Source organism: Vibrio sp. 99K-1 (assembly GCF_013114585.1).
Lineage (GTDB): Bacteria > Pseudomonadota > Gammaproteobacteria > Enterobacterales > Vibrionaceae > Vibrio > Vibrio chagasii_B.
In genome coordinates, this window is sequence record NZ_VTXF01000026.1 from 47,368 (window position 1) to 67,288 (window position 19,921).

Annotated in this window: 18 protein-coding genes; 4 read left to right on the top strand and 14 right to left on the bottom strand. The window is 46.7% G+C overall.

Features of this window, described 5'->3' with window-relative positions:
• Nucleotides 1–13: 13 nt before the first annotated feature.
• The gene (punC, locus tag F0228_RS19175) at nucleotides 14–1,225 is read right to left on the bottom strand and encodes a purine nucleoside transporter PunC (RefSeq protein ID WP_171731209.1); all 1,212 of its coding nucleotides are present in this window, start codon (nucleotides 1,223–1,225) and stop codon (nucleotides 14–16) included.
• A 163-nt stretch (nucleotides 1,226–1,388) separates the two neighbouring features.
• Here punC and punR point away from each other — a divergent pair, with 163 nt between their 5' ends.
• Nucleotides 1,389–2,303 carry a DNA-binding transcriptional activator PunR gene (punR, locus tag F0228_RS19180; protein ID WP_008221371.1) on the top strand — a complete coding sequence of 305 codons (915 nt, stop codon included), beginning with the start codon at nucleotides 1,389–1,391 and terminating at the stop codon, nucleotides 2,301–2,303.
• Between the two features lie 71 nt (nucleotides 2,304–2,374).
• On the opposite strand, the gene ilvA is transcribed toward punR, so the two are convergent.
• Genes ilvA through ilvG form a run of 5 tightly spaced genes read right to left on the bottom strand, consistent with a single transcriptional unit; the run spans nucleotide 2,375 to nucleotide 8,696 of the window.
• Entirely contained in the window at nucleotides 2,375–3,919 is a 1,545-nt protein-coding gene (gene ilvA / locus F0228_RS19185) for a threonine ammonia-lyase, biosynthetic (RefSeq protein ID WP_102426595.1), read from the bottom strand.
• Between the two features lie 3 nt (nucleotides 3,920–3,922).
• Nucleotides 3,923–5,764 carry a dihydroxy-acid dehydratase gene (gene ilvD / locus F0228_RS19190; RefSeq protein ID WP_171731210.1) on the bottom strand — a complete coding sequence of 614 codons (1,842 nt, stop codon included), beginning with the start codon at nucleotides 5,762–5,764 and terminating at the stop codon, nucleotides 3,923–3,925.
• A 33-nt stretch (nucleotides 5,765–5,797) separates the two neighbouring features.
• Nucleotides 5,798–6,751 (bottom strand): branched-chain amino acid transaminase, encoded by a 954-nt coding sequence (locus F0228_RS19195; protein WP_061033959.1) that lies wholly within the window; start codon nucleotides 6,749–6,751, stop codon nucleotides 5,798–5,800.
• 12 nt (nucleotides 6,752–6,763) lie between these two features.
• Nucleotides 6,764–7,048: an acetolactate synthase 2 small subunit gene (ilvM, locus tag F0228_RS19200; RefSeq protein ID WP_004739310.1), complete on the bottom strand. Its 285-nt coding sequence runs from the start codon at nucleotides 7,046–7,048 to the stop codon at nucleotides 6,764–6,766.
• 1 nt (nucleotide 7,049) lies between these two features.
• A complete protein-coding gene (gene ilvG, locus F0228_RS19205) occupies nucleotides 7,050–8,696 on the bottom strand; it encodes an acetolactate synthase 2 catalytic subunit (RefSeq protein ID WP_116869882.1) in 1,647 nt (548 codons plus the stop codon).
• A 472-nt stretch (nucleotides 8,697–9,168) separates the two neighbouring features.
• On the opposite strand from ilvG, the gene F0228_RS19210 reads away from it, so the two are divergent.
• The gene (locus F0228_RS19210) at nucleotides 9,169–10,692 is read left to right on the top strand and encodes a YifB family Mg chelatase-like AAA ATPase (RefSeq protein ID WP_061033961.1); all 1,524 of its coding nucleotides are present in this window, start codon (nucleotides 9,169–9,171) and stop codon (nucleotides 10,690–10,692) included.
• A 66-nt stretch (nucleotides 10,693–10,758) separates the two neighbouring features.
• Here the strand turns inward: F0228_RS19210 and F0228_RS19215 are convergent, their stop codons facing one another.
• The 6 genes from F0228_RS19215 to F0228_RS19240 form a co-directional block, all read right to left on the bottom strand.
• Nucleotides 10,759–11,712, bottom strand: a complete 954-nt coding sequence (locus F0228_RS19215; protein WP_171731224.1) for a DUF2860 domain-containing protein — start codon at nucleotides 11,710–11,712, stop codon at nucleotides 10,759–10,761.
• 232 nt (nucleotides 11,713–11,944) lie between these two features.
• Nucleotides 11,945–12,544: a thiol:disulfide interchange protein DsbA/DsbL gene (locus tag F0228_RS19220; protein WP_061033963.1), complete on the bottom strand. Its 600-nt coding sequence runs from the start codon at nucleotides 12,542–12,544 to the stop codon at nucleotides 11,945–11,947.
• A 55-nt stretch (nucleotides 12,545–12,599) separates the two neighbouring features.
• Nucleotides 12,600–13,586 carry a serine/threonine protein kinase gene (locus tag F0228_RS19225; RefSeq protein ID WP_102426381.1) on the bottom strand — a complete coding sequence of 329 codons (987 nt, stop codon included), beginning with the start codon at nucleotides 13,584–13,586 and terminating at the stop codon, nucleotides 12,600–12,602.
• Nucleotides 13,587–13,657: 71 nt separating this feature from the next.
• Nucleotides 13,658–15,076 (bottom strand): cytochrome c oxidase accessory protein CcoG, encoded by a 1,419-nt coding sequence (gene ccoG / locus F0228_RS19230; RefSeq protein ID WP_008221279.1) that lies wholly within the window; start codon nucleotides 15,074–15,076, stop codon nucleotides 13,658–13,660.
• Between the two features lie 323 nt (nucleotides 15,077–15,399).
• Nucleotides 15,400–15,663, bottom strand: a complete 264-nt coding sequence (locus F0228_RS19235; RefSeq protein ID WP_061033966.1) for a YihD family protein — start codon at nucleotides 15,661–15,663, stop codon at nucleotides 15,400–15,402.
• Between the two features lie 130 nt (nucleotides 15,664–15,793).
• Nucleotides 15,794–15,961: a hypothetical protein gene (locus F0228_RS19240; RefSeq protein ID WP_004739323.1), complete on the bottom strand. Its 168-nt coding sequence runs from the start codon at nucleotides 15,959–15,961 to the stop codon at nucleotides 15,794–15,796.
• 283 nt (nucleotides 15,962–16,244) lie between these two features.
• Here F0228_RS19240 and F0228_RS19245 point away from each other — a divergent pair, with 283 nt between their 5' ends.
• Nucleotides 16,245–17,036, top strand: a complete 792-nt coding sequence (locus F0228_RS19245; RefSeq protein WP_171731225.1) for a sporulation protein — start codon at nucleotides 16,245–16,247, stop codon at nucleotides 17,034–17,036.
• A gap of 141 nt (nucleotides 17,037–17,177) precedes the next feature.
• Nucleotides 17,178–17,831 (top strand): hemolysin III family protein, encoded by a 654-nt coding sequence (locus F0228_RS19250; RefSeq protein ID WP_171762652.1) that lies wholly within the window; start codon nucleotides 17,178–17,180, stop codon nucleotides 17,829–17,831.
• Here the strand turns inward: F0228_RS19250 and F0228_RS19255 are convergent.
• Both F0228_RS19255 and F0228_RS19260 read right to left on the bottom strand, forming a co-directional pair.
• Nucleotides 17,828–18,403, bottom strand: coding sequence for a DUF3157 family protein (locus F0228_RS19255; protein ID WP_171731227.1), 576 nt, complete (start codon nucleotides 18,401–18,403; stop codon nucleotides 17,828–17,830). The two genes, F0228_RS19250 and F0228_RS19255, sit on opposite strands and share 4 nt — an antisense overlap.
• Nucleotides 18,404–18,429: 26 nt before the next feature.
• Nucleotides 18,430–19,875 carry a TrkH family potassium uptake protein gene (locus F0228_RS19260; RefSeq protein WP_061033969.1) on the bottom strand — a complete coding sequence of 482 codons (1,446 nt, stop codon included), beginning with the start codon at nucleotides 19,873–19,875 and terminating at the stop codon, nucleotides 18,430–18,432.
• Between the last annotated feature and the right edge of the window lie 46 nt (nucleotides 19,876–19,921).

Consider the following 19,921-nt stretch of genomic DNA (forward strand, 5'->3'; position numbering starts at 1 on the left):
ATTAAACTAGAAACTAGTCTTGTTTCTCTTCTGCTACAACGCGAGAGTTATCCGGCGCAGCGAAGTGTTCTGAAAGCTCTTTGTTTGAAACGATGTAACCAATCCACAATGCGCCCAAACAAATCACAACCGCGATGCCTGTCGCACTTAATGCTTGGCTCGCCATTGCTGCTACCAATGCGCTTGAAAGGCCGCTGATGCTGATTTGTAAGCTATTCTGTAGACCAGCCGCTGTTGCTGGGCTTTGTTTTGCACTTGATAGAGCACGGTTTACTACGATTGGGTAAAGTGCGCCATTTGCTACTGCAATCAGACAGAAGGGTGCAAGTAGAGGCCAGATTGATGTCAGTTCCCACTGTGATGCGATAAAGATAAGCATTGCAGCAACGCTGAACAAACCGATCAGATTTCTTAGCACCACACCATCGCCATATTTCTTCACGGCTTGCTTACCGAAGTAACCACCTGCCATGAATGCGATCGTCTGTGGGATGAAGCTCAGACCAATGTCTTTTGCTTCGTAGCCTAATTGCGCCATGATCTCAGGCATACCCGTTAGGTAAGCAAAGAACGCTGCAGAAGCCGATGCAAACATCAATACGTTACCCACGTAAGGCTTCGATTTAAGCAGCATTTTGATATCAGTTTTCACTGATGTTTGTTTTACTTCTGGTGCTTCTTTTGGCTGAGCCATAGTGGTTGCCACTAGCAGCGCACCCATTAGGGTTAATGTTACGAAGATGCTGTGCCAGCCAAAGTTATCTGCCAGCAACACACCAAGTTGAGGTGCCAGCGCTGGAGACAGTGCCACCAAAGGCATGATGGTTGCAAAAATTTGTTGGCTGCTGCTCTCAGAGTAGCGCTTGATAACCATCGCTTGCCAGATTACCGCTGGTGCACATACGCCAATCGCTTGAATGAAGCGCAGCGTCAGTAGGTGCCAAACTTCAGTACTGAATGCCAAACCGAACGAAGCGGCAGTGAAAATCAAAAGACCAACCGCCAGCGTGTTACGGTGACCGTATTTATCGCTCGCTAATCCCCAAAGCAGTTGACCCATAGCCATACCACCAAGGAATACAGTAAGAGATAGGGCGATCTGTTCAGGACCGGTTGCGAAATCGATCTCCATCGCCTTAAATGCAGGAAGGTACATATCAGTCGCGATAAAACCTAGCATTGAAAGTACTGCAAGGTAGACCAATTGAAATTTAGAAATATTCATAAGATGCCATTACGCTAAAAGTAGTGATGTTTTTATCATCAAAAAAATTGTTTGATATACAGAGGTGAAAGTCCCTGTTTATTTATGCTGACATTCTATTTTTCGGATCTGATAAAATAAAACGCTAAAATATGTGGTTATCAATCAAAAAATTTGAAGGCTTATGTTCTCTAAATCCTCTTTAGAAATGCTCGACACGGTAGCGCGTTTAGGTAGCTTTACTGCTGCGGCGGAGCAGTTGCACAAAGTGCCCTCGGCGATCAGCTATGGTGTTAGACAGGTCGAACAAGAACTAGATGTACTACTTTTCAGGCGTTTACCTAGAAAGGTCGAGCTCACTCCGGCAGGTGAATTGTTCATTGAAGAGGCGCGTGCACTACTGAGGCAAATGGAAGAGGTCAGTGCCCAGACTCGTCGAGCAGCCCGTGGTTGGAAGAAAACTTTGCGTCTCACGCTCGACAATGTGGTGAAGCTCGACAAGATGAAGCCGATGATTGAAGAGTTCTATCAAACCTTTGAATTTGCCGAACTTCAGATCAACATGGAGGTATTCAACGGTTCATGGGAAGCGATTGCACAGGGCAGGGCGGATATCGTGATTGGCGCCACGTCAGCTGTGCCAGTTGGTGGCGATTTTGAAGTCAAAGACATGGGGCAATTAGATTGGGCGTTTGTGATGTCGCCAAGCCACCCGTGTGTGCGCGAACAGAACCTTAATGAAGAGTTCGTGAGCCAATATCCAGCCATCTGCTTGGATGATACCTCAAGCGTGCTGCCTAAGCGTCATACTGGACACTACACCAATCAAAGGCGTTTGCTGTTACCTAACTGGTATAGCGCTATTGAATGCCTCAAGAACGGCGTTGGAGTGGGGTACATGCCGAGGCATATTGCCGCGCCGATTATCGAACAAGGTTTGCTGGTGGAGAAAATCTTGCCAGAACCAAGCCCGTTGAGTCAGTGTTGCTTGGTGTGGCGAAAAGACGATAACCATAAGTTGATCGAGTGGATGGTCAATTATTTAGGATCCAGTGAACAACTTCACCGTGATTGGCTGGATCATCGCAAAGCGATCTAGTTGAAAGATCTTTGTTGGTAAGATCAAAAAGAGCGAGTGAAAACTCGCTCTTTTGTTTCGGTAACTCTCTCTTATGACAAGAAGAACTTGTAAGAAGGGTTATCGGTTTCATCTTTACACTGGTAACCAAGCTCTCTGAGGTGAGTAGAGAACTGAGCCAAATCATCATCATCCAGTTCGAATCCACACAATACACGGCCGTAATCAGCGCCGTGGTTACGGTAGTTGAACAGGCTGATATTCCAATGGGTGCCCAATGTATCAAGGAACTTAATCAATGCACCTGGATATTCTGGAAACTCAAAGCTGTACAAGCGCTCTTTCAATGGTTTTGATGGTTTGCCACCAATCATGTAACGAATGTGCAGTTTTGCCATCTCATCATCAGACAGATCGACGACTGGATAGCCACCTTCACGCAGGTCGTTGATGATGTGATCGAGTTCTTCTTGTCCACCATTGAGACGTACACCGACGAAGATGTTCGCTAGGCTGTCATCGTTATGACGGTAGTTAAACTCAGTCACAGCACGGCCGCCAATGATATTACAGAACTCTAGGAAGGCACCTTGTCGCTCTGGAATAGTAACCGCAAGTAGACCTTCTCGTTTCTCACCCAGCTCGCAACGTTCAGACACATAACGCAGACCATGGAAGTTGGTATTAGCACCAGAAAGTACCGTTGCCAGTTGTTTGCCTTGCAGTTGGTTCTGCTCTGCAAACTTCTTTAAACCAGCCAGAGCAAGCGCACCAGAAGGCTCGGCAATCGCACGAGTGTCTTCAAAGATGTCTTTGACCGCAGAGCAGATCTCATCGCTAGATACGGCTATGTGACCATCGATGTACTGCTGACACAGACGGAATGTCTCTTCACCAATGCGCTTAACCGCAACGCCATCGGCAAACATGCTGACTTGATCCAGTACTACTGGCTCACCGGCATCCAGTGCTGCTTTCAAGCAAGATGAATCTTCAGGTTCAACCGCGATGACTTTTATTTCTGGCATCAATTGCTTAACTAGCACGGCAACACCCGCAGCCAAACCACCACCACCGACAGGCACAAAGATGTAATCCATGTGACCATTTTGCTGAAGCATTTCCATACCCATGGTGCCCTGTCCGGCGATCACTAATGGGTGATCGAAAGGAGGCACAAAGGTGTAGCCATGTTCAGCGGAAAGGCGTTCTGCTTCAGCTTTAGCTTCATCAAAGTTGCTGCCGTGTAGAACTACGTTACCGCCAAAGCCACGTACCGCATCAACCTTGATGTCTGGTGTGGTTTTTGGCATCACAATCGTGGTTTGAATACCAAGCTTAGAACCGGACAGCGCCATACCTTGAGCATGGTTACCTGCCGATGCTGCAATCACACCTGCGGCTTTCTGTTGCTCTGAAAGGCTTGATACCATGTTGTAGGCACCACGTAGCTTGAACGAGTGGACCGGCTGACGGTCTTCACGCTTTAGCTGAACCTGATTACCAATGCGAGCACTTAAGCGAGGCATCTCTTGAAGAGGTGTCACGATTGCGGCTTCGTAAACTGGCGCTCTCAGGATCTGACGCAGATAATCTGCGCCAGTTTGTTTTTGGGGACTGACCGTGTCATCACTCATAGATTAGCCCTCAAGCTTCGACTTATCACGCACCGCGCCTTTGTCGGCACTGGTTGCCATGCTTGCGTAAGCTTTCAGTGCGAACGACACTTCACGCTGACGGTCTGCTGGTTTCCAGCCTAGTGCGTCTTGCTTAACACGACGCGCTTCTAGTTCAGCTTCAGGCACGTCAAGTGTGATCGAGCGACTAGGGATATCGATAGTGATGATGTCGCCAGTATTGACTAGACCAATCACACCGCCACTTGCTGCTTCTGGAGAAGCGTGACCGATAGACAGACCCGATGTACCACCAGAGAAGCGACCATCGGTTAGTAGTGCACAAGACTTACCTAAGCCCATAGATTTTAGGTAAGTCGTCGGGTAAAGCATCTCTTGCATGCCCGGGCCACCTTTAGGACCTTCGTAACGGATAACAACCACTTCACCCGCTTTTACTTTGCCACCTAAGATACCTTCTACGGCGGTGTCTTGGCTTTCAAATACGATCGCTGGGCCTTGGAATTTCAGGTTCTCTTCATCAACGCCAGCTGTCTTAACGATACAACCGTCAACGGCGATGTTACCTGAAAGTACCGCTAGGCCACCTTCTTGGCTGAATGCATTCTCTTTAGTACGGATACAACCTTCTTTACGGTCGTCATCAAGGCGATCCCAACGACAATCTTGCGAGAAGGCTTTAGTCGTGCGAATGCCCGCAGGGCCAGCACGGAAGAATTTAAGTACCGCTTCGTCTTCTGTCTGCATGATGTCGTATTGAGCAAGCTGCTCTTGCATGCTTAGACCAAGCACAGTGCGAGTTTGGTTGTTCAGTAGGCCTGCACGGTCTAGTTCACCAAGGATAGCCATTACACCACCTGCGCGGTGAACGTCTTCCATGTGATATTTCGGTGTTGAAGGAGCTACTTTACATAGGTGTGGAACACGGCGAGACATCTCGTCGATATCACCCATATCAAAGTCGACTTCACCCTCTTGAGCTGCTGCCAATAGGTGAAGAACGGTGTTACTCGAACCACCCATTGCAATATCTAGAGCCATTGCATTTTCAAAGGCTGCGCGGTTCGCGATATTGCGAGGCAGTGCTGATTCATCGTCTTGCTCGTAGTAACGCTTAGTCAGGTCAACGATACGCTTACCGGCATTGATGAACAGCTCTTCACGGTCAGCGTGCGTTGCTAGCATAGAGCCGTTACCAGGCTGAGATAGACCAAGTGCTTCAGTTAGACAGTTCATTGAGTTAGCTGTGAACATACCTGAACATGAACCACATGTTGGACACGCAGAGCGCTCTACTTGCTCACTTTGCTCGTCTGAAATTGTTGGATCGGCACCCTGGATCATTGCATCAACAAGGTCTAGCTTGATGATTTGATCGGAAAGCTTGGTTTTACCTGCTTCCATTGGGCCGCCTGATACAAAGATCACTGGGATGTTTAGGCGCATAGCTGCCATCATCATTCCCGGAGTGATTTTGTCACAGTTCGAGATACATACCATCGCGTCCGCACAGTGAGCGTTAACCATGTACTCTACAGAGTCTGCGATAAGCTCACGTGATGGCAGTGAGTACAGCATGCCGCCGTGACCCATTGCGATACCATCATCAACTGCGATGGTGTTGAATTCTTTAGCGATACCGCCCGCTTTCTCGATTTCACCTGCAACCAATTGACCCATATCTTTAAGGTGAACGTGGCCTGGTACGAATTGAGTGAAAGAGTTTACAACTGCGATGATTGGCTTACCGAAATCATCATCTTTAACGCCAGTTGCACGCCATAAAGCGCGCGCACCAGCCATGTTGCGTCCGTGGGTAGTCGTTGCTGAACGATAGATTGGCATTGCTTAAATCCTTATAAAATATTTGGCTGTTGCTTACTGATTGTCTGAAGTTTGGTTTTCTGGGTAAACATAGTCTAGCCAGCCCCACTTATCTTCAGTGGTACCATTGAAGAGACCAAAGTAAGCCGCTTGAACTTTTTCAGTGATAGGACCGCGTTTGCCTTCACCTACTGTAATTTTGTCTACGCTGCGAACCGGAACAATTTCCGCTGCTGTACCTGTCATGAAGACTTCGTCGGCAAGGTATAGCGCTTCACGAGCAATGTTCTCTTCACGGATTTCATAACCCATGTCCTTTGCTAGCGTCATGATCGAATCACGCGTGATGCCCGGTAGAATCGCACTGGTCGCTGGTGGTGTGGATAGCACGCCATTGCGTACTACAAAGATGTTCTCACCTGCACCTTCTGAAAGGTAACCATCGACACTGAGAGCGATACCTTCATCGTAACCATGACGACGTGCTTCACCACCAACCAGTAGAGAAGATAGGTAGTTACCACCCGCTTTTGCTGCCGTTGGGATGGTGTTTGGAGCTGCACGGTTCCAGCTTGAGATCATCGCATCTACGCCATTTTCTAGCGCTTCTTCACCTAGGTAAGAGCCCCAAGGGAAAGCGGCGATGATAAGGTCCATCTCAGTATTTTCTGGAGGACATACGCCCAAACCTACGTTACCAACAAAGCCTAGAGGGCGGATGTAGGCTGACTCTAGTTTGTTTTGACGTAGTGTTTCGCGAGTCGCTTCCATAATCTCTTCCTCAGTGTAAGGAATCGGGAAGCGGTAGATTTTTGCTGAATCTTTTAGGCGCTTTGCGTGTTCTGGGTGACGGAAGATGACCGGCCCTTTTGGTGTGTTGTAGCAACGAACACCTTCAAACACTGAAGTACCGTAGTGCATAGCGTGGGTTAAGACGTGAACGTTCGCCTCTGCCCAAGGAACCATTTCACCGTTAAACCAAATATAGTCTGCCGTTTTTGCTGTCATGTTTGCGGTTCCTTATGCACTTATCTTTTGTTGTAAGTTATTGTTTGGCAATTCATTACGACTGATAGAGATAACGTCAACGGTACGTACATCCCACAGTTTTTCGATTTGATTGACCAAGAAGGAAATCGGACGCTCACTGTCGACAATGATTTCAACGCTAGCGATCTTGCTTTCATGGTTCTGAGTGCCGGCTACTTGTTTAACGATAAAGCCACGGTGACGAATAACACGAAGAACACGCTCTAGTAGTACTGGCTTATCATCGGCTTTGATGTCTAATAGGTATCTTTTCATGTTATGTGTTCTCCAACATATCACTGTTTGAAGCACCTGGCGGTACTAGTGGCCATACGTTCTCTTCTTCATCGATAAGAACATGAAGTAGGTAAGCCGTCTTGCTCTCTAGCATCTCTTTTAGAGCGGGCTCTACTTCTTCTTTACGAGTAATGGTCTTGCCCGGGATATCGAAGGCTTTCGCTAACATCACGAAGTCAGGGTTGTCATCTAAGATGGTTTCACTGTGGCGACCATCAAAGAACAGCGATTGCCATTGGCGAACCATGCCCAAGCGAGAGTTGTTTAGCAGTACCATCTTCACTGGGATTTGGCGGCGTTTTAGCGTACCCAGCTCTTGCACGTTCATCATGAACGAGCCATCACCAGAGATAAGAATAGATTGGTCATCAGGACGGCCAACCGAAGCACCCATCGCGGCTGGTAAACCAAAGCCCATAGTGCCTAGACCAGCAGAGGTGATGAAGTTTTGTGGATCGCGAGGTTGAATATGCTGTGCAGCCCACATTTGGTGTTGGCCCACATCGGTTGAAACGATAGAGCTTGCAGGCATCATGTCTGACAGTTGCTTTAACAGCAGTGGAGCAAAGATCAGATCGCCTGGGTGGTCATAGCGCCACTTGAATGAGCTACGTAGGCCTTCTGAGTGATGAACCCAAGAGGAGATGTCTTGGCTCAATTCAAGTTGAGGCATGATCTTGTTGATGTCGCCACGAATTGGCGCATCGGCAAGACGCAGTTTACTGAACTCAGCCGCATCGATATCGATATGGATAACTTTCGCGTGTGGTGCAAAGGTATCAAGCTTGCCGGTTACTCGGTCATCAAAACGAGCACCAACTACGATCAGTAAGTCACTCTCTTGAACCACTAGGTTAGCGGCTTTCGTGCCGTGCATACCAAGCATACCAAGGTAGTGCGGGTCGTCACGCTCAATAGTGCCTAAGCCTTTCAATGTGCTTACTGCTGGCATTGGGTTAAGGCGCAAAAACTCGCGAACGGCATCGGTCGCTTTTGCTAATTGAACGCCACCACCTACGTATAAAACAGGGCGGGTAGCTTGAGATAAGAAGTGCTGCGCCTGCTCAATAGCATCAGTCGTTGCTACCGGAATTGCAGGAGGAGTAAATTCAGGAAGAGTGTTTACCGGAGCTTCAGCCAGTTGAACATCTTTGGCGATATCAACGATAACTGGGCCAGGTCGGCCAGATTTCGCTACCACAAATGCTTCGGCTAGTGTTGGAGCTAGCTCTTCAATGTCGGTAACTAGGTAGCTGTGTTTAGTACATGATAGAGACATACCAATCACATCCATCTCTTGGAATGCATCGGTACCGATGTGGGAACTTGCTACCTGACCTGTGATAGCGACCAGTGGAATAGAGTCCATAAAGGCATCGGCTAGGCCTGTTACTAAGTTAGTAGCACCTGGACCTGAGGTTGCCATACATACTGCCACATCTTGTGTTGCACGAGCCATACCGATCGCAGCCATGGCCGCGCCTTGCTCATGGCGACATAAGATGTGCTCAACTCCGCCGTCATAAAGTGCATCGTAGATTGGCATGATGGCACCGCCTGGGTAGCCAAATACGGTCTCAATTCCTTGCTGCTTTAGTGCGGATACAACTAGTTCTGCGCCTTTCATCGGAATTCTCCCGTATTACCTTTATTTTGGTAACTTTTTCCTTTGTCTCTGCACATCTTGTGCTCCCATTCTTCCTGTAAATCGGCAAAGCCGAAAATGTTCAAAAATATAAAATTCGAATCTGTAAATTAGAAAAAACCCCCGGACTTGTCAGTGCGGGGGTTTTTTCTAATTCGTGGTTACTTTTTTCCCACTCGCCCCCGCGCAGTCTCAATAATGACTACGATAATCAGGTTAATCAGTGCGTAAATGCGAGCGTTGAAGTTCATATAATTCGAGTTTTCTTGTTTATTCTGTTCAGTAAATGTCTACATCTCTAGTGTTATCACACAAATCTGTCGCATGACAAGGAAAATGTCATTCTTTTTTCACATTAAAACACCATTCCACCAAGCTATATAACAATCTTATTGCTTTGGTGCGCAACGAATATCCAGAGCGAATACTTTTAAATCAAAGAGAAAGGAAACTTATGGGACTCGCGATAATTCATAGCCGGGCTAGTGTGGGGGTAGAAGCGCCAGAAGTGACGGTTGAGGTGCATATTAGTAACGGAATGCCCGGTTTCACGCTGGTGGGCTTACCTGAGACAACGGTTAAAGAGTCCAAGGATAGAGTCAGAAGTGCCATCATCAATTCTCGCTTTGAGTTTCCATCGAAAAGAATCACGGTCAACCTTGCTCCTGCTGACTTGCCCAAAGAGGGAGGTCGTTTTGATTTGCCAATCGCGCTTGGGATTTTGGTCGCCTCTGATCAGTTACCCACATCAAAAATAGCGCAGCATGAATTTATTGGTGAGTTGGCATTGTCTGGAGAGTTGCGTTCAGTGAAAGGGGTTCTGCCAGCGACACTGGCTGCGGACAGCGTTGAGCGTTGCTTGGTGGTACCGCATCACAATGGTGATCAGGCAGCATTAGTTGGTAAAGGGGCGCATAAATCGGCTCAAACCCTGTTAGAAGTTTGTGCGGATATGTGTGGCCAGGCTCAATTGGGGTTGTATCGCACTGAGCAACATCAAGTCGATGTATCTGAGCTTCGCGACTTGCAAGACATCATTGGTCAACAACAAGGTAAGCGAGCATTGGAGATAGCAGCGGCGGGTAACCATAACTTACTTTTTCTCGGGCCTCCCGGAACGGGCAAGACCATGTTGGCGTCTCGTCTGCGTGATTTGTTACCTGACATGAGTGATGACGAAGCGATGGAAACGGCATCGGTCGCTTCTTTGACTCAACAAGAGATTAATCAGTACAACTGGAAGCAACGTCCTTTTCGTGCTCCACATCATTCGAGTTCAATGGCGGCACTGGTAGGTGGTGGCTCTGTACCTCGGCCCGGCGAGATCTCTTTGGCGCACAATGGCCTACTGTTTCTTGATGAGATGCCCGAGTTTGAGCGTAAGGTTCTCGATTCATTGCGCGAACCACTGGAGTCGGGTGAAATCATTATCTCTCGGGTGGCAGGCAAAACTCGCTTTCCTGCGCGCTTCCAATTAATCGGAGCATTGAACCCTAGCCCGACTGGTTACTATGAGGGTAATCAAGCACGCGCTAACCCGCAGATTATATTGCGCTACCTCAATCGGCTATCAGGTCCGTTGCTTGATCGGTTTGATATGTCTCTAGAGATCCCACTTCTGCCTAAAGGAACGCTCGCTGAAGGTGGTGATCGCGGCGAAACCACCCAAGTCGTGAAGCAAAGGGTTAAACAGGCTCGTCAAACCATGTTGTCTAGGAACCATAAATCGAATGCACTGCTCGGTAGTCGAGAAATTGAAAAGTACTGCCCACTGCGACGTGAAGATGCGGAGTTTCTCGAGACAGCACTGCATCGTTTGGGTTTGTCGATTCGTGCCTATCACCGAATCATCAAGGTCGCACGAACTATTGCTGATCTGGATGGTAACGAGCAGATAGAAAAGAAACACTTATCCGAAGCACTTGGTTACCGCGCGATGGATAGATTATTGAAGCAACTTACGGCACAAGCTGTGTAGTGAAAAGCAGAAAAAAGCCTGCATAGATGCAGGCTTTGGTTTGATAGTTTATCTGTGTTGGTTGGATTAGAACTTGTAGTTCAAGCCAACTGAAACAATGTATTGAGACTCATCATAGAAGGTAATGTTCGAGTCGCTTGTGCCGTAGCCAGCAAGGGAGACGAACGACCAGTTTTCCCAATCCATGAACTGATCATACTCATACGCGGCGAATAGATTGATGTTGTCATCGCTGCGCTTCTTTTGGAAAGTGATGCTGCTTGCATCGTAAGAGCGTTGGTTGTAGCCCGCTGTTAGTGCGTATTGATGACGTCCCATACCACCAAATAAGCTGACCTCACCACCGAATTGCTCGAACGATGCCGCATCGCCGTCTGCATCACTGGATTGATAAATTAAAGACGGTACTAGCATCATGGTGCGACTAATCGGTTGGCGGTACTGACCTTTCAGGTACAAGGTATCGGCGTCGCGTTTTAGCGCGTCTTCAACTAAATCGCTTTTCACATCTTTGGTCGCATAAGCCATATCCAATGAGAACGCAGAGCCAGCAATACTCTCTAGTTTTAGGCGGAACGCATTTCCGGTTTCATCGGTTTTACTGCGAGCTGAGCTCGTGTTGTATGGATCAGCCCAAGTTTCACCAGACATAATGGTTGGCAGTAGTGAAGCATCGATAACCATGCCTGATTCAAGTTGGTATTTGTAACCAACCTCAAGCACTACGGTACCCGTAGCAACATCATCACGAGCTGTACCTGTGTAAACCTGATGGTTCAGCTTTTCACCAAAGGTGTAAGCGATACTACCTAGCGGTGCGACAAGAAATGAGCTCTCAGACGAAGCTTTTTGATTGGTTGAGGAGAGCTTACTGTCAGCGTCGATATTAAAATTTGAGGTCGAAGAAGTGACACCAGTGTTGATAGAGATTTCACCACTGAAACCTGGCTCATCAGCAAGCTTGGCAAACGCGGGCGCAGCAGCAACGCTTAACGCCAATAACGTATATTTGATTTTCATTCAGAGGCTCCTTGCCCCAGTGATTGGCAGTAATAAATAGCTGTTAATAAAAGGTTGTAGAAAACAACGGAATCTAAAGGTTCACTTTATCGCACACCTTATAAAGGTAAATTGGATAAATGGGAAACCGAACCGCATCCAAAGATAGTGTCTCTTGCAAGAAGTCATTAAAAAGTGTCAGGCACAAAAAAGGAAGCCGAAGCTCCCTTATTTTGTATTTTTGATTGTTTTTTTACTTTTTCAGTAAGAAGTTAACCAATTCAAAGTACTCATCTAGGCTGCTGATACCTTGAGCTTCTACTAGGTAACGATTGTTAACAACAACTGCTGGTACACCAGACAGGCCGCTGTCTTTGAATGCTTTATCGAAGCGACGAACCATTGAATCTACCGCAAAGCCGTTGTATGCCGCATCAAATTTCTTAGCATCAACACCTTCGTCTAGGAAGATTTGACGTAGTTCTGCTTCATCGCGTGGTGGCTTGTTCATGTTGTGAATGCGGTTAAACATCACTGGCACCATTTTGTCTTCCACTTTCAGTGCAATCATGGTCGCGTAAGCTTTGCTCATTGGCAGACCCATGTTGCCACCCATGAATGAAACATGGTTTTTCTGTAGCTTAGCGTCTTTCGGTAACTGCTGTTTTAGCTGCTGGATGATTGGCTCAAAGCTATTACAGTGTGGGCAGTAGAAAGAGAAGAATTCAGTTACTACAGGTTTCTTTGATGCTTCTAGATCAAGAACTTTGTAGTGCTCACCTTCGTTAAATTTCGCAGCGTGAGCGGTAAGGCTCAACATGATCAATGAGAAAAATGCGAATAGCTTTTTCATTTATTCAATCTCCATTATGTTTGAATTTTTATCTAGTTGTATGTTGCGATTGCGGTTACCACTGAGGCATTAACGAAAGTGGTGGCTCTTGCAGGGTAGCAATTTGCTCTTTACAAGCAAGTACTTGTTGCTCCCAATATTTCGGGTCATTGAACCATGGGAAGGCCAGAGGAAACGCCGGATCGTCCCATCGCTTAGCTAGCCATGCCATGTAATGCACCATACGTAGACCGCGTAGAGGCTCAATTAGTTTCAGTTGTGAGCTATTAAAATCACAAAACTCTTGGTAATTCTCTAGCAGAATATCGAGTTGCATCAGCTTATCTTGGCGCTCACCATTGAGCAGCATCCACAAGTCTTGTACTGCCGGACCGTTACGTGCGTCATCGAGATCGACGAACATTGGCCCATCGCGCCACAAGATATTACCTGGGTGGCAATCACCATGCAGGCGGATGTTCTCAATATTGCTTGGCCATTGATTCTCTAATTCTTTGATCAGTAGATCGATATCATTAAAGAAAGCGTTCTCTAAGTGCATTGGAATAAATTGAGAGTTTTCTAGGATCTTACGTGGTTGATGCAGGTATTCATCTAGGCTGATGGTTGGACGATGTTGAAAGGTTTTCGCTGCACTCGCCTTATGAATTCTGCCAAGGAAGCGGCCAACGCCTTCTAATTGATCTAGGTTATCTACTTCATACTGTCTGCCACCAACGCTCTCAAATAGCGCGAATAGATAGCCTTGGTATTCATGTAGGGTAGCGCCGTTAATCCGCATTGGTGGAGCAACGGGAATTTCTTGGTCAATCAATTCTAATGCGAAGTCATGTTCTTCTTGGATTTGCGCTTTGTTCCAGCGCTGAGGACGATAAAACTTAACGACGTAGCGTTTACGGTCTTCATCGGTAAATTGATATACCCGGTTTTCGTAGCTGTTAAGAGCAAGAAGCCCAGATTCAGCACGAACCCCAATGCTTTCCAGTGCGTACCACATGAAGTCGGGGGTCAGGTTATCAAAGTTAAAGGCTTGCATCGTCATATAATAAAAAAGGCTCATTACTGAGCCTTTTTCCATTTATTGGGTGTTGTACCAATCGTGTGTGATTAGTATTAGAGTTTCTTGATAAAGCGGCTTTCTACTTCCATCGTAAACTCTTCATTATCCGAGAGTATAAACTGAATTGTCGAAACTGGTGAGCTCAGTTTTTCAGGATCGGCACCTAAACTGATAGGTAGGTTCAAAACCTCGCCTGGAGCAACGGTTACTGTCTGTTTGCCGTACCAAATTGAACCTGGTAACCCACTGACATCGAGTTTGTACTCTTGTTCTTGTTGAGTCTTGTTGATCACCTTGAGGGTATAGGTGTTTTCAACCAGCCCCTGAGTATTGACTCTGAACAGTTGGTTTCTATCACGCAGAACGCTCAAGCCTGCAGGGTCGACACTGGCGATTTGTACGAAGAACAAGCCAAGCATCAGAACAAGTATTGCACCGTAGCCCAATAATTTAGGACGCATCACCTTAGTTGAGTGACCTTCAAGCCTATGCTCCGTGGTGTAGTTAATCAGACCTTTCTCATAGCCCATGCGCTCCATGGTCTTGTCACAGGCATCAATACACGCACCACAGTTAATACATTCGTATTGCAGGCCGTCACGGATATCAATGCCCGTCGGACACACTTGCACACACAGGTTACAGTCAATACAGTCACCAAGACCAAGCGCTTTAGGATCGGCCTTGCGAGAACGAGGACCGCGGCTCTCACCACGCTCAGTGTCGTAGCCTACGATGAAGGTATCTTTATCAAACATCGCAGATTGGAAGCGAGCATAAGGACACATATGCAGACAAACAATCGAACGCATCCAACCAGCGTTGGCATAAGTACAACCAGCGAAGAACAGTACCCAGAACACAGGCCAGAACGAAGAGTTAAAGGTAAAGAAACCAACCACTAGCTCTTTGATTGGAATGAAGTAACCGACAAAGGTTAAACCGGTCGCAATCGCAATCGCCCACCATGCAATGTGCTTGATGGTTTTTCTGATCATCAGGTTGGTGGTTAACTTGCCAGAATCTTGTTTTCTTCGCTTGTTGGCAGCACCTTCCAGTTTCTCTTCGAACCAGATGTACATGAAGGTCCACACGGTTTGTGGGCACAGGTAGCCACACCACACGCGGCCCAAAAAGGTGGTGATAAAGAACAGGCCAAAGGCGGCAATCATGAATAAGATCGCAAGTAGGGTTAGATCTTGCGGGTATAGAGTGGTGCCAAAGAAGTTGAACTGCTGGCTACCGATATCGAGCAAGATTGCTTGTCGCTCACCAAATGGAATCCATGGGATCAGCGCAAAAAGTAAAAGTAAGAACCAACCACCGTAGCGGCGTAATTGTTGGAATTTACCTTTGCTTTCTCGAACATAGATTCGGTTACTTGGGTTAAATCGATCTCCATTACCTTTATGTGTCTTTGGATTAAAGGTTTTAGGAGTCACATCTTTGATATCGATTTTATCCTGACTCATGGATTATCCTTTTGGTGGCTATACCCTTCTTCGAGAGTATTGACGACATTGCTTTAAAATATGATGTTAGAGGATCTAAGCTTTAAGTTTGGTGCCTAGGCTGAAAGAGCACTCACTCTTATTATTTTAGAAGATCCTTATGGGTGGCGATTATAGCGACAATCTTGTTCTCATTTCTTTAACGCTATCAACCTTTAACAACAAAAGTCATAACAGTTGTGACGAAAAAATAGCGAACAGAAACAAAAAAGCGACCCAGAGGTCGCTTTTTAGAATTGAGCTATTTATCTATAAGGCAATGATGCTTTAACACATTGAAGTGATTAAAGTAGGCCGCGCGCTTTTAGGATTGCGGTTTTGAAATCATTCTCTTGGTCCTTTTTCAGACCTGGAATCATTTCATCTTTCTCGCTGTTGCGCATTTTTAGATGGTAGATAAGCACATCGTCTGTCAGGTCTTCAAGCTTGCCCTCGTAGCCTGCCTCTTTTGACAGCTTAATGATGAACTCTAATAAGTTAAGCTCCTGATCTTTCTGCCACTCTGGCTCCATCAGTTCAAGAAGTTCTTCTATGCGGTGACACTTCATACTTTATTCTCCACAAATTTTATAATGATTTGTGGCTAAGGTATCAAATCGGTTAAGGAATACCAATGTGTAAACGCATTTCAAGAGAATACCAGGCAAGAAAAAAGCGCAGTAAAAACTGCGCTTTTTGTTAAGCGGCTTTAATTACTTTTGTTGTAGTCGGTGCTAATAAAGCAGTCTTCTCAACTAAAGTCATTGTAGGAGCCAATTTCTTTGCCGTTGGAGCAGCAACAAAGCCACTACGACGACGCATCGCACTACGGTTGGTGTGCGAGAACCTGACAGCTGTTGGGCGCATTAATTTACCTAACGGTCAGGCATATCCATTGCCAATCTAATGGCCTGATTCACTATGAGATCCGCTTCAATTGCTTGAAGAGTCACTCGTCTGGCTTTCGCCAATCCGAATAATAAATCAGGATAATGATATGCATGCATATCGAGTATTAGGTTATCACTATCTCAGTTATCGATCGACGCTTGAGTGATAAATAGACGATATTAGAGCTAAAATTGTGTGAGCAGTATATTTGAGTTTGAACCTCTTTCAGGCTTAAGATGATGCTTTAAAGGAGGTGCATATGTCGTTCTTAAAGAAAACGTTAGCAAGTTTTGGTATTGGGTCGGCTAAGGTCGATTCGGTATTGCAACAGGAAGTGCTGTATCCAGGGCAGAAGGCGAGCATTATTGTGCATGTGTATGGTGGCGCTCAGCCGCAGGAGATCGACAACATCGATCTTAATCTGTGCTGTCGTTACGTAAAAGAAGTCACCATGAACTCGCAAAGGCAAGAGGGCGGCCAAACACGCCGCATGCAGCAGACATACTCACTAGCAAAATGGAGCCTGCCATACGCGTTTGTGATTCAGCCGGGTGAAACTCGCGACTTTGAGTGTGAGTTTGATGTTCCATTGAACACACCGGTGACGATTGGCGATTCAAAGGTGTGGCTGGAAACAGGGTTAGACATAGCGATGGCGATTGACCCTTCGGATAAAGATATCTTAACGGTTCGTCCTGATGCACTCCTTGATGGCATTTTCAATGAGCTGGAGGCTCAAGGGCTACGCATTCGCCAGGTAGAGTGTGAAGCAGTTGATGGCTTTGAACTGCCGTTTGTTCAAGAGTTTGAGTTTGTTCCAACCACTGGGCCTTACCATGGCCGCTGGCGCGAGCTGGAAGTGGTTGCTCATCGAGATGACAAAGAACTTAAGCTATGGTTTGAAATAGACCGCAATCGCGATGGTGCAAAAGGTATGTTGGCAAGCTTGTTGGGTATTGGTCAATTACATCGACAGCTGAGTGTGCCACTTGATGCCTCCCCAGAAGAGGCGGGTAAGATGGTCATTGAGTACCTAGAAAACGCGTCTTAATATTCTTCTGAATAAATGATGTCTAAGGGATCACTGTCTTCGATCTCTCAGAGCTTTACATGTCATAAAAATTTAAGCTTACACGTGTACGCTTAATGTGTAATACTAGCATTATCGAACATTTACTCTAGTAGGATAATTATGTCTGCATCATCGGCGAGCGAATACAGTGACATTGAAGAACGCGCCAATGCGATAACCCATGGCTTGGGTGTTGTGCTTGGCGTAGTTGATTTAATCCTGCTACTGAGCCGTGCGTTTGACCATCAAGCCGACATGCTGACGATTACCAGTATGGCGGTGTATGGCAGCAGTATTATCCTGCTATTTCTTGCTTCTACGCTTTACCACTCTATCACCACAGAGAAAACCAAACGGCTGCTGAAAACTCTCGATCACTGCGCTATTTACTTACTGATCGCGGGCAGTTACACACCATTCTTACTGGTCAGTTTAAGAACGCCATTAGCGATGGGGCTGATGGCAGTGATTTGGGGGATTGCACTGGTCGGCATTATTATGAAGATAGCCTTTGTCTATCGATTTAAGCGCTTGTCATTAGTGACTTACTTAGCGATGGGCTGGTTGTCATTGATCGTGGTGTATCAATTGGCGATGAATATCGAGATGGGCGGTTTGGTGCTATTAGCACTTGGTGGTGTGATTTACTCATTGGGTGTGATTTTCTATGTGGCAAAACGCATCCCTTACAACCATGCCATCTGGCACTTGTTTGTGTTGGCGGGCTGCGCTTGCCACTTCTTCGCTATCTATCTGTACGTGACTCCGGTTTAGCGAGTCAGTACTTCAATGATTTCAGCTTTAACTTGGTACTCAGGGTGCTGTTCAACAGCTAGCTTGATAGAAGTACCTTCGGCATCTGTTTTTGGTCGAAGGTAGGTATCTGCCATGCGCTTAATTGATTTCCAAACGGCGACGGTTTTCTCTTCTAATAATTCACCGCTTGCTGAATACAGATCGAGTTTTACCGACACCAAGATCACAGCTTGTGTGCTTTGGTTGGTAATCGCGGTTGGAATAATCAGCTCACCATCTTGATAGTGGCTAGCACCGAGTACCACATCAACCCCTGATTGTGACAGCTGTAGGCTTGGCTTCTTGCTATCAACAACAATTGTCGTACCTTGTACATTCGTTGCAATCGGAACGGCGACAACAGGTGCGGCAGCAACAGGCACCGTGCTCTCTGACGTTACTGCTTCTTTTGTTTGCTGCTTGTGTGCCACGTACTGCCAAGTAAAGTCATCTTTCAGCAGTATCTGCTTGCCATCTTGTAGAGTGAGCATCTGCTCGGCGAAAGCTGAACTGCTCAGCAGTGCGCTTGCGATAAGTAGGTATGATTTCATCTCTGTTTCCTTAAATATTAGTGCAACTAGCGTCGCCAGAAGGCTGGGAAGAATAGAACGATCAGCGTCAGTATCTCCAGCCTACCCATCAACATACCAAAGCTTAATAACCACTTAGCGGCGTCTGGCAGCGGAGCAAAGTTACCTGTTGGACCGATTACGCTACCCATACCCGGGCCAACGTTAGCCACCGCTGTAATGGCACCAGAGATACTGGTGATTGGGTCCAATCCCATCGCACTCAAACCGCCAGCGATTAAGATAATCGTAATAAAGAACATCAAACCAAATGCTACCAATGAGCGCACGATATCGTCGCTCACAGGACGTTGATTGTATCGTTGAACAAATACGCCTGATGGGTGAATCAACTTCATCATTTGTTTGTGAAGCATCGTCATCGCTATTTGGAAGCGGAAGATCTTGATACCACCCGAGGTTGAGCCTGAACATGCACCCGCCATCATCAAGAAGGCAAACAAGGTGGTTGGTAGTGCGCCCCATGCTGTGAAGTCTTCCAAGCCAAAGCCGGTAGTGGTGACCACAGAAACAATGTTGAACATAGAAACACGCAGTGCATCCAAAACGGTGTAGCCATCTCTCACCACTAACCATGCTGAAATGACCGCACTGGTGAACAAAAACAGGTAGGTGAAGCCTTTCACCTGAGCATCTTTGTAGAGGATAGACAGTTTTCTACCGCGTAATGCGCTAACGAATAGCAGGAATGGTAAGCCACCAAGGAACATGAACACTGTGCCCACCCAGTGAGCGCTATTTGAGAAGTGGTTCATCGAGCCATCAGAGGTCGAGTAACCGCCAGTTGATAGCGTGGTAAACGAGTGGTTGATGGCGTCAAACACGCTCATGCCTGCAAACAGGTAGCTCACTAAGCACAAGCCAGTTAATACCAGATAAACCGCTACGATGTTCTTGGCGACGGTTTTTGCTCTCGGGCTGCTTTTATCGGACCAATCGGAAGATTCCGTTTGGAACAGGCGCATACCACCGACGTTGAGCATCGGCAGTACTGCCACCGCCATTACGATGAAGCCAATGCCGCCAAGCCATTGCAATATCGAGCGCCACAGTAGGATGCTTGGTGCCATGCCGTCTAAGCCACTCAATACCGTTGAACCTGTTGTGGTAATACCGGACATAGTTTCAAAGTAGGCATCGGTAAAGCTGATGTGATTGATGAACACAAACGGCAGTGCGGCGAAGGCACTGGCTATTGTCCATACCAGAGAGGTGATCAGGAACATATCCCGCACCCCGAGTCGGAACTTAGCAGAGCGGCCCAAGCTCAAGCAGATGAACGCTACGATGTGCGTGATCACTACGGATTGACCGAATTCGAGAAAGCCACCGGTACCGGTAAAGAAGGCTACTAGTGTTGGGATGTACATGAAAAGGGCCAGTTTTGATAACACTAACCCTATCACTAATAATATAGGACGAAAATTGACCATAGCTTAATGCCTGAGCGCGTTCTACGTGAAGACTTATGAAAAAAGG

What these genes read in the sequence shown, in the direction of transcription:
- punC (WP_171731209.1), bottom strand. Translation starts at nt 1,225, where the DNA reads ATGAATATTTCTAAATTTCAATTGGTCTACCTTGCAGTACTTTCAATG.
- punR (WP_008221371.1), top strand. Translation starts at nt 1,389, where the DNA reads ATGTTCTCTAAATCCTCTTTAGAAATGCTCGACACGGTAGCGCGTTTA.
- ilvA (WP_102426595.1), bottom strand. Translation starts at nt 3,919, where the DNA reads ATGAGTGATGACACGGTCAGTCCCCAAAAACAAACTGGCGCAGATTAT.
- ilvD (WP_171731210.1), bottom strand. Translation starts at nt 5,764, where the DNA reads ATGCCAATCTATCGTTCAGCAACGACTACCCACGGACGCAACATGGCT.
- F0228_RS19195 (WP_061033959.1), bottom strand. Translation starts at nt 6,751, where the DNA reads ATGACAGCAAAAACGGCAGACTATATTTGGTTTAACGGTGAAATGGTT.
- ilvM (WP_004739310.1), bottom strand. Translation starts at nt 7,048, where the DNA reads ATGAAAAGATACCTATTAGACATCAAAGCCGATGATAAGCCAGTACTA.
- ilvG (WP_116869882.1), bottom strand. Translation starts at nt 8,696, where the DNA reads ATGAAAGGCGCAGAACTAGTTGTATCCGCACTAAAGCAGCAAGGAATT.
- F0228_RS19210 (WP_061033961.1), top strand. Translation starts at nt 9,169, where the DNA reads ATGGGACTCGCGATAATTCATAGCCGGGCTAGTGTGGGGGTAGAAGCG.
- F0228_RS19215 (WP_171731224.1), bottom strand. Translation starts at nt 11,712, where the DNA reads ATGAAAATCAAATATACGTTATTGGCGTTAAGCGTTGCTGCTGCGCCC.
- F0228_RS19220 (WP_061033963.1), bottom strand. Translation starts at nt 12,544, where the DNA reads ATGAAAAAGCTATTCGCATTTTTCTCATTGATCATGTTGAGCCTTACC.
- F0228_RS19225 (WP_102426381.1), bottom strand. Translation starts at nt 13,586, where the DNA reads ATGACGATGCAAGCCTTTAACTTTGATAACCTGACCCCCGACTTCATG.
- ccoG (WP_008221279.1), bottom strand. Translation starts at nt 15,076, where the DNA reads ATGAGTCAGGATAAAATCGATATCAAAGATGTGACTCCTAAAACCTTT.
- F0228_RS19235 (WP_061033966.1), bottom strand. Translation starts at nt 15,663, where the DNA reads ATGAAGTGTCACCGCATAGAAGAACTTCTTGAACTGATGGAGCCAGAG.
- F0228_RS19240 (WP_004739323.1), bottom strand. Translation starts at nt 15,961, where the DNA reads ATGCGCCCAACAGCTGTCAGGTTCTCGCACACCAACCGTAGTGCGATG.
- F0228_RS19245 (WP_171731225.1), top strand. Translation starts at nt 16,245, where the DNA reads ATGTCGTTCTTAAAGAAAACGTTAGCAAGTTTTGGTATTGGGTCGGCT.
- F0228_RS19250 (WP_171762652.1), top strand. Translation starts at nt 17,178, where the DNA reads ATGTCTGCATCATCGGCGAGCGAATACAGTGACATTGAAGAACGCGCC.
- F0228_RS19255 (WP_171731227.1), bottom strand. Translation starts at nt 18,403, where the DNA reads ATGAAATCATACCTACTTATCGCAAGCGCACTGCTGAGCAGTTCAGCT.
- F0228_RS19260 (WP_061033969.1), bottom strand. Translation starts at nt 19,875, where the DNA reads ATGGTCAATTTTCGTCCTATATTATTAGTGATAGGGTTAGTGTTATCA.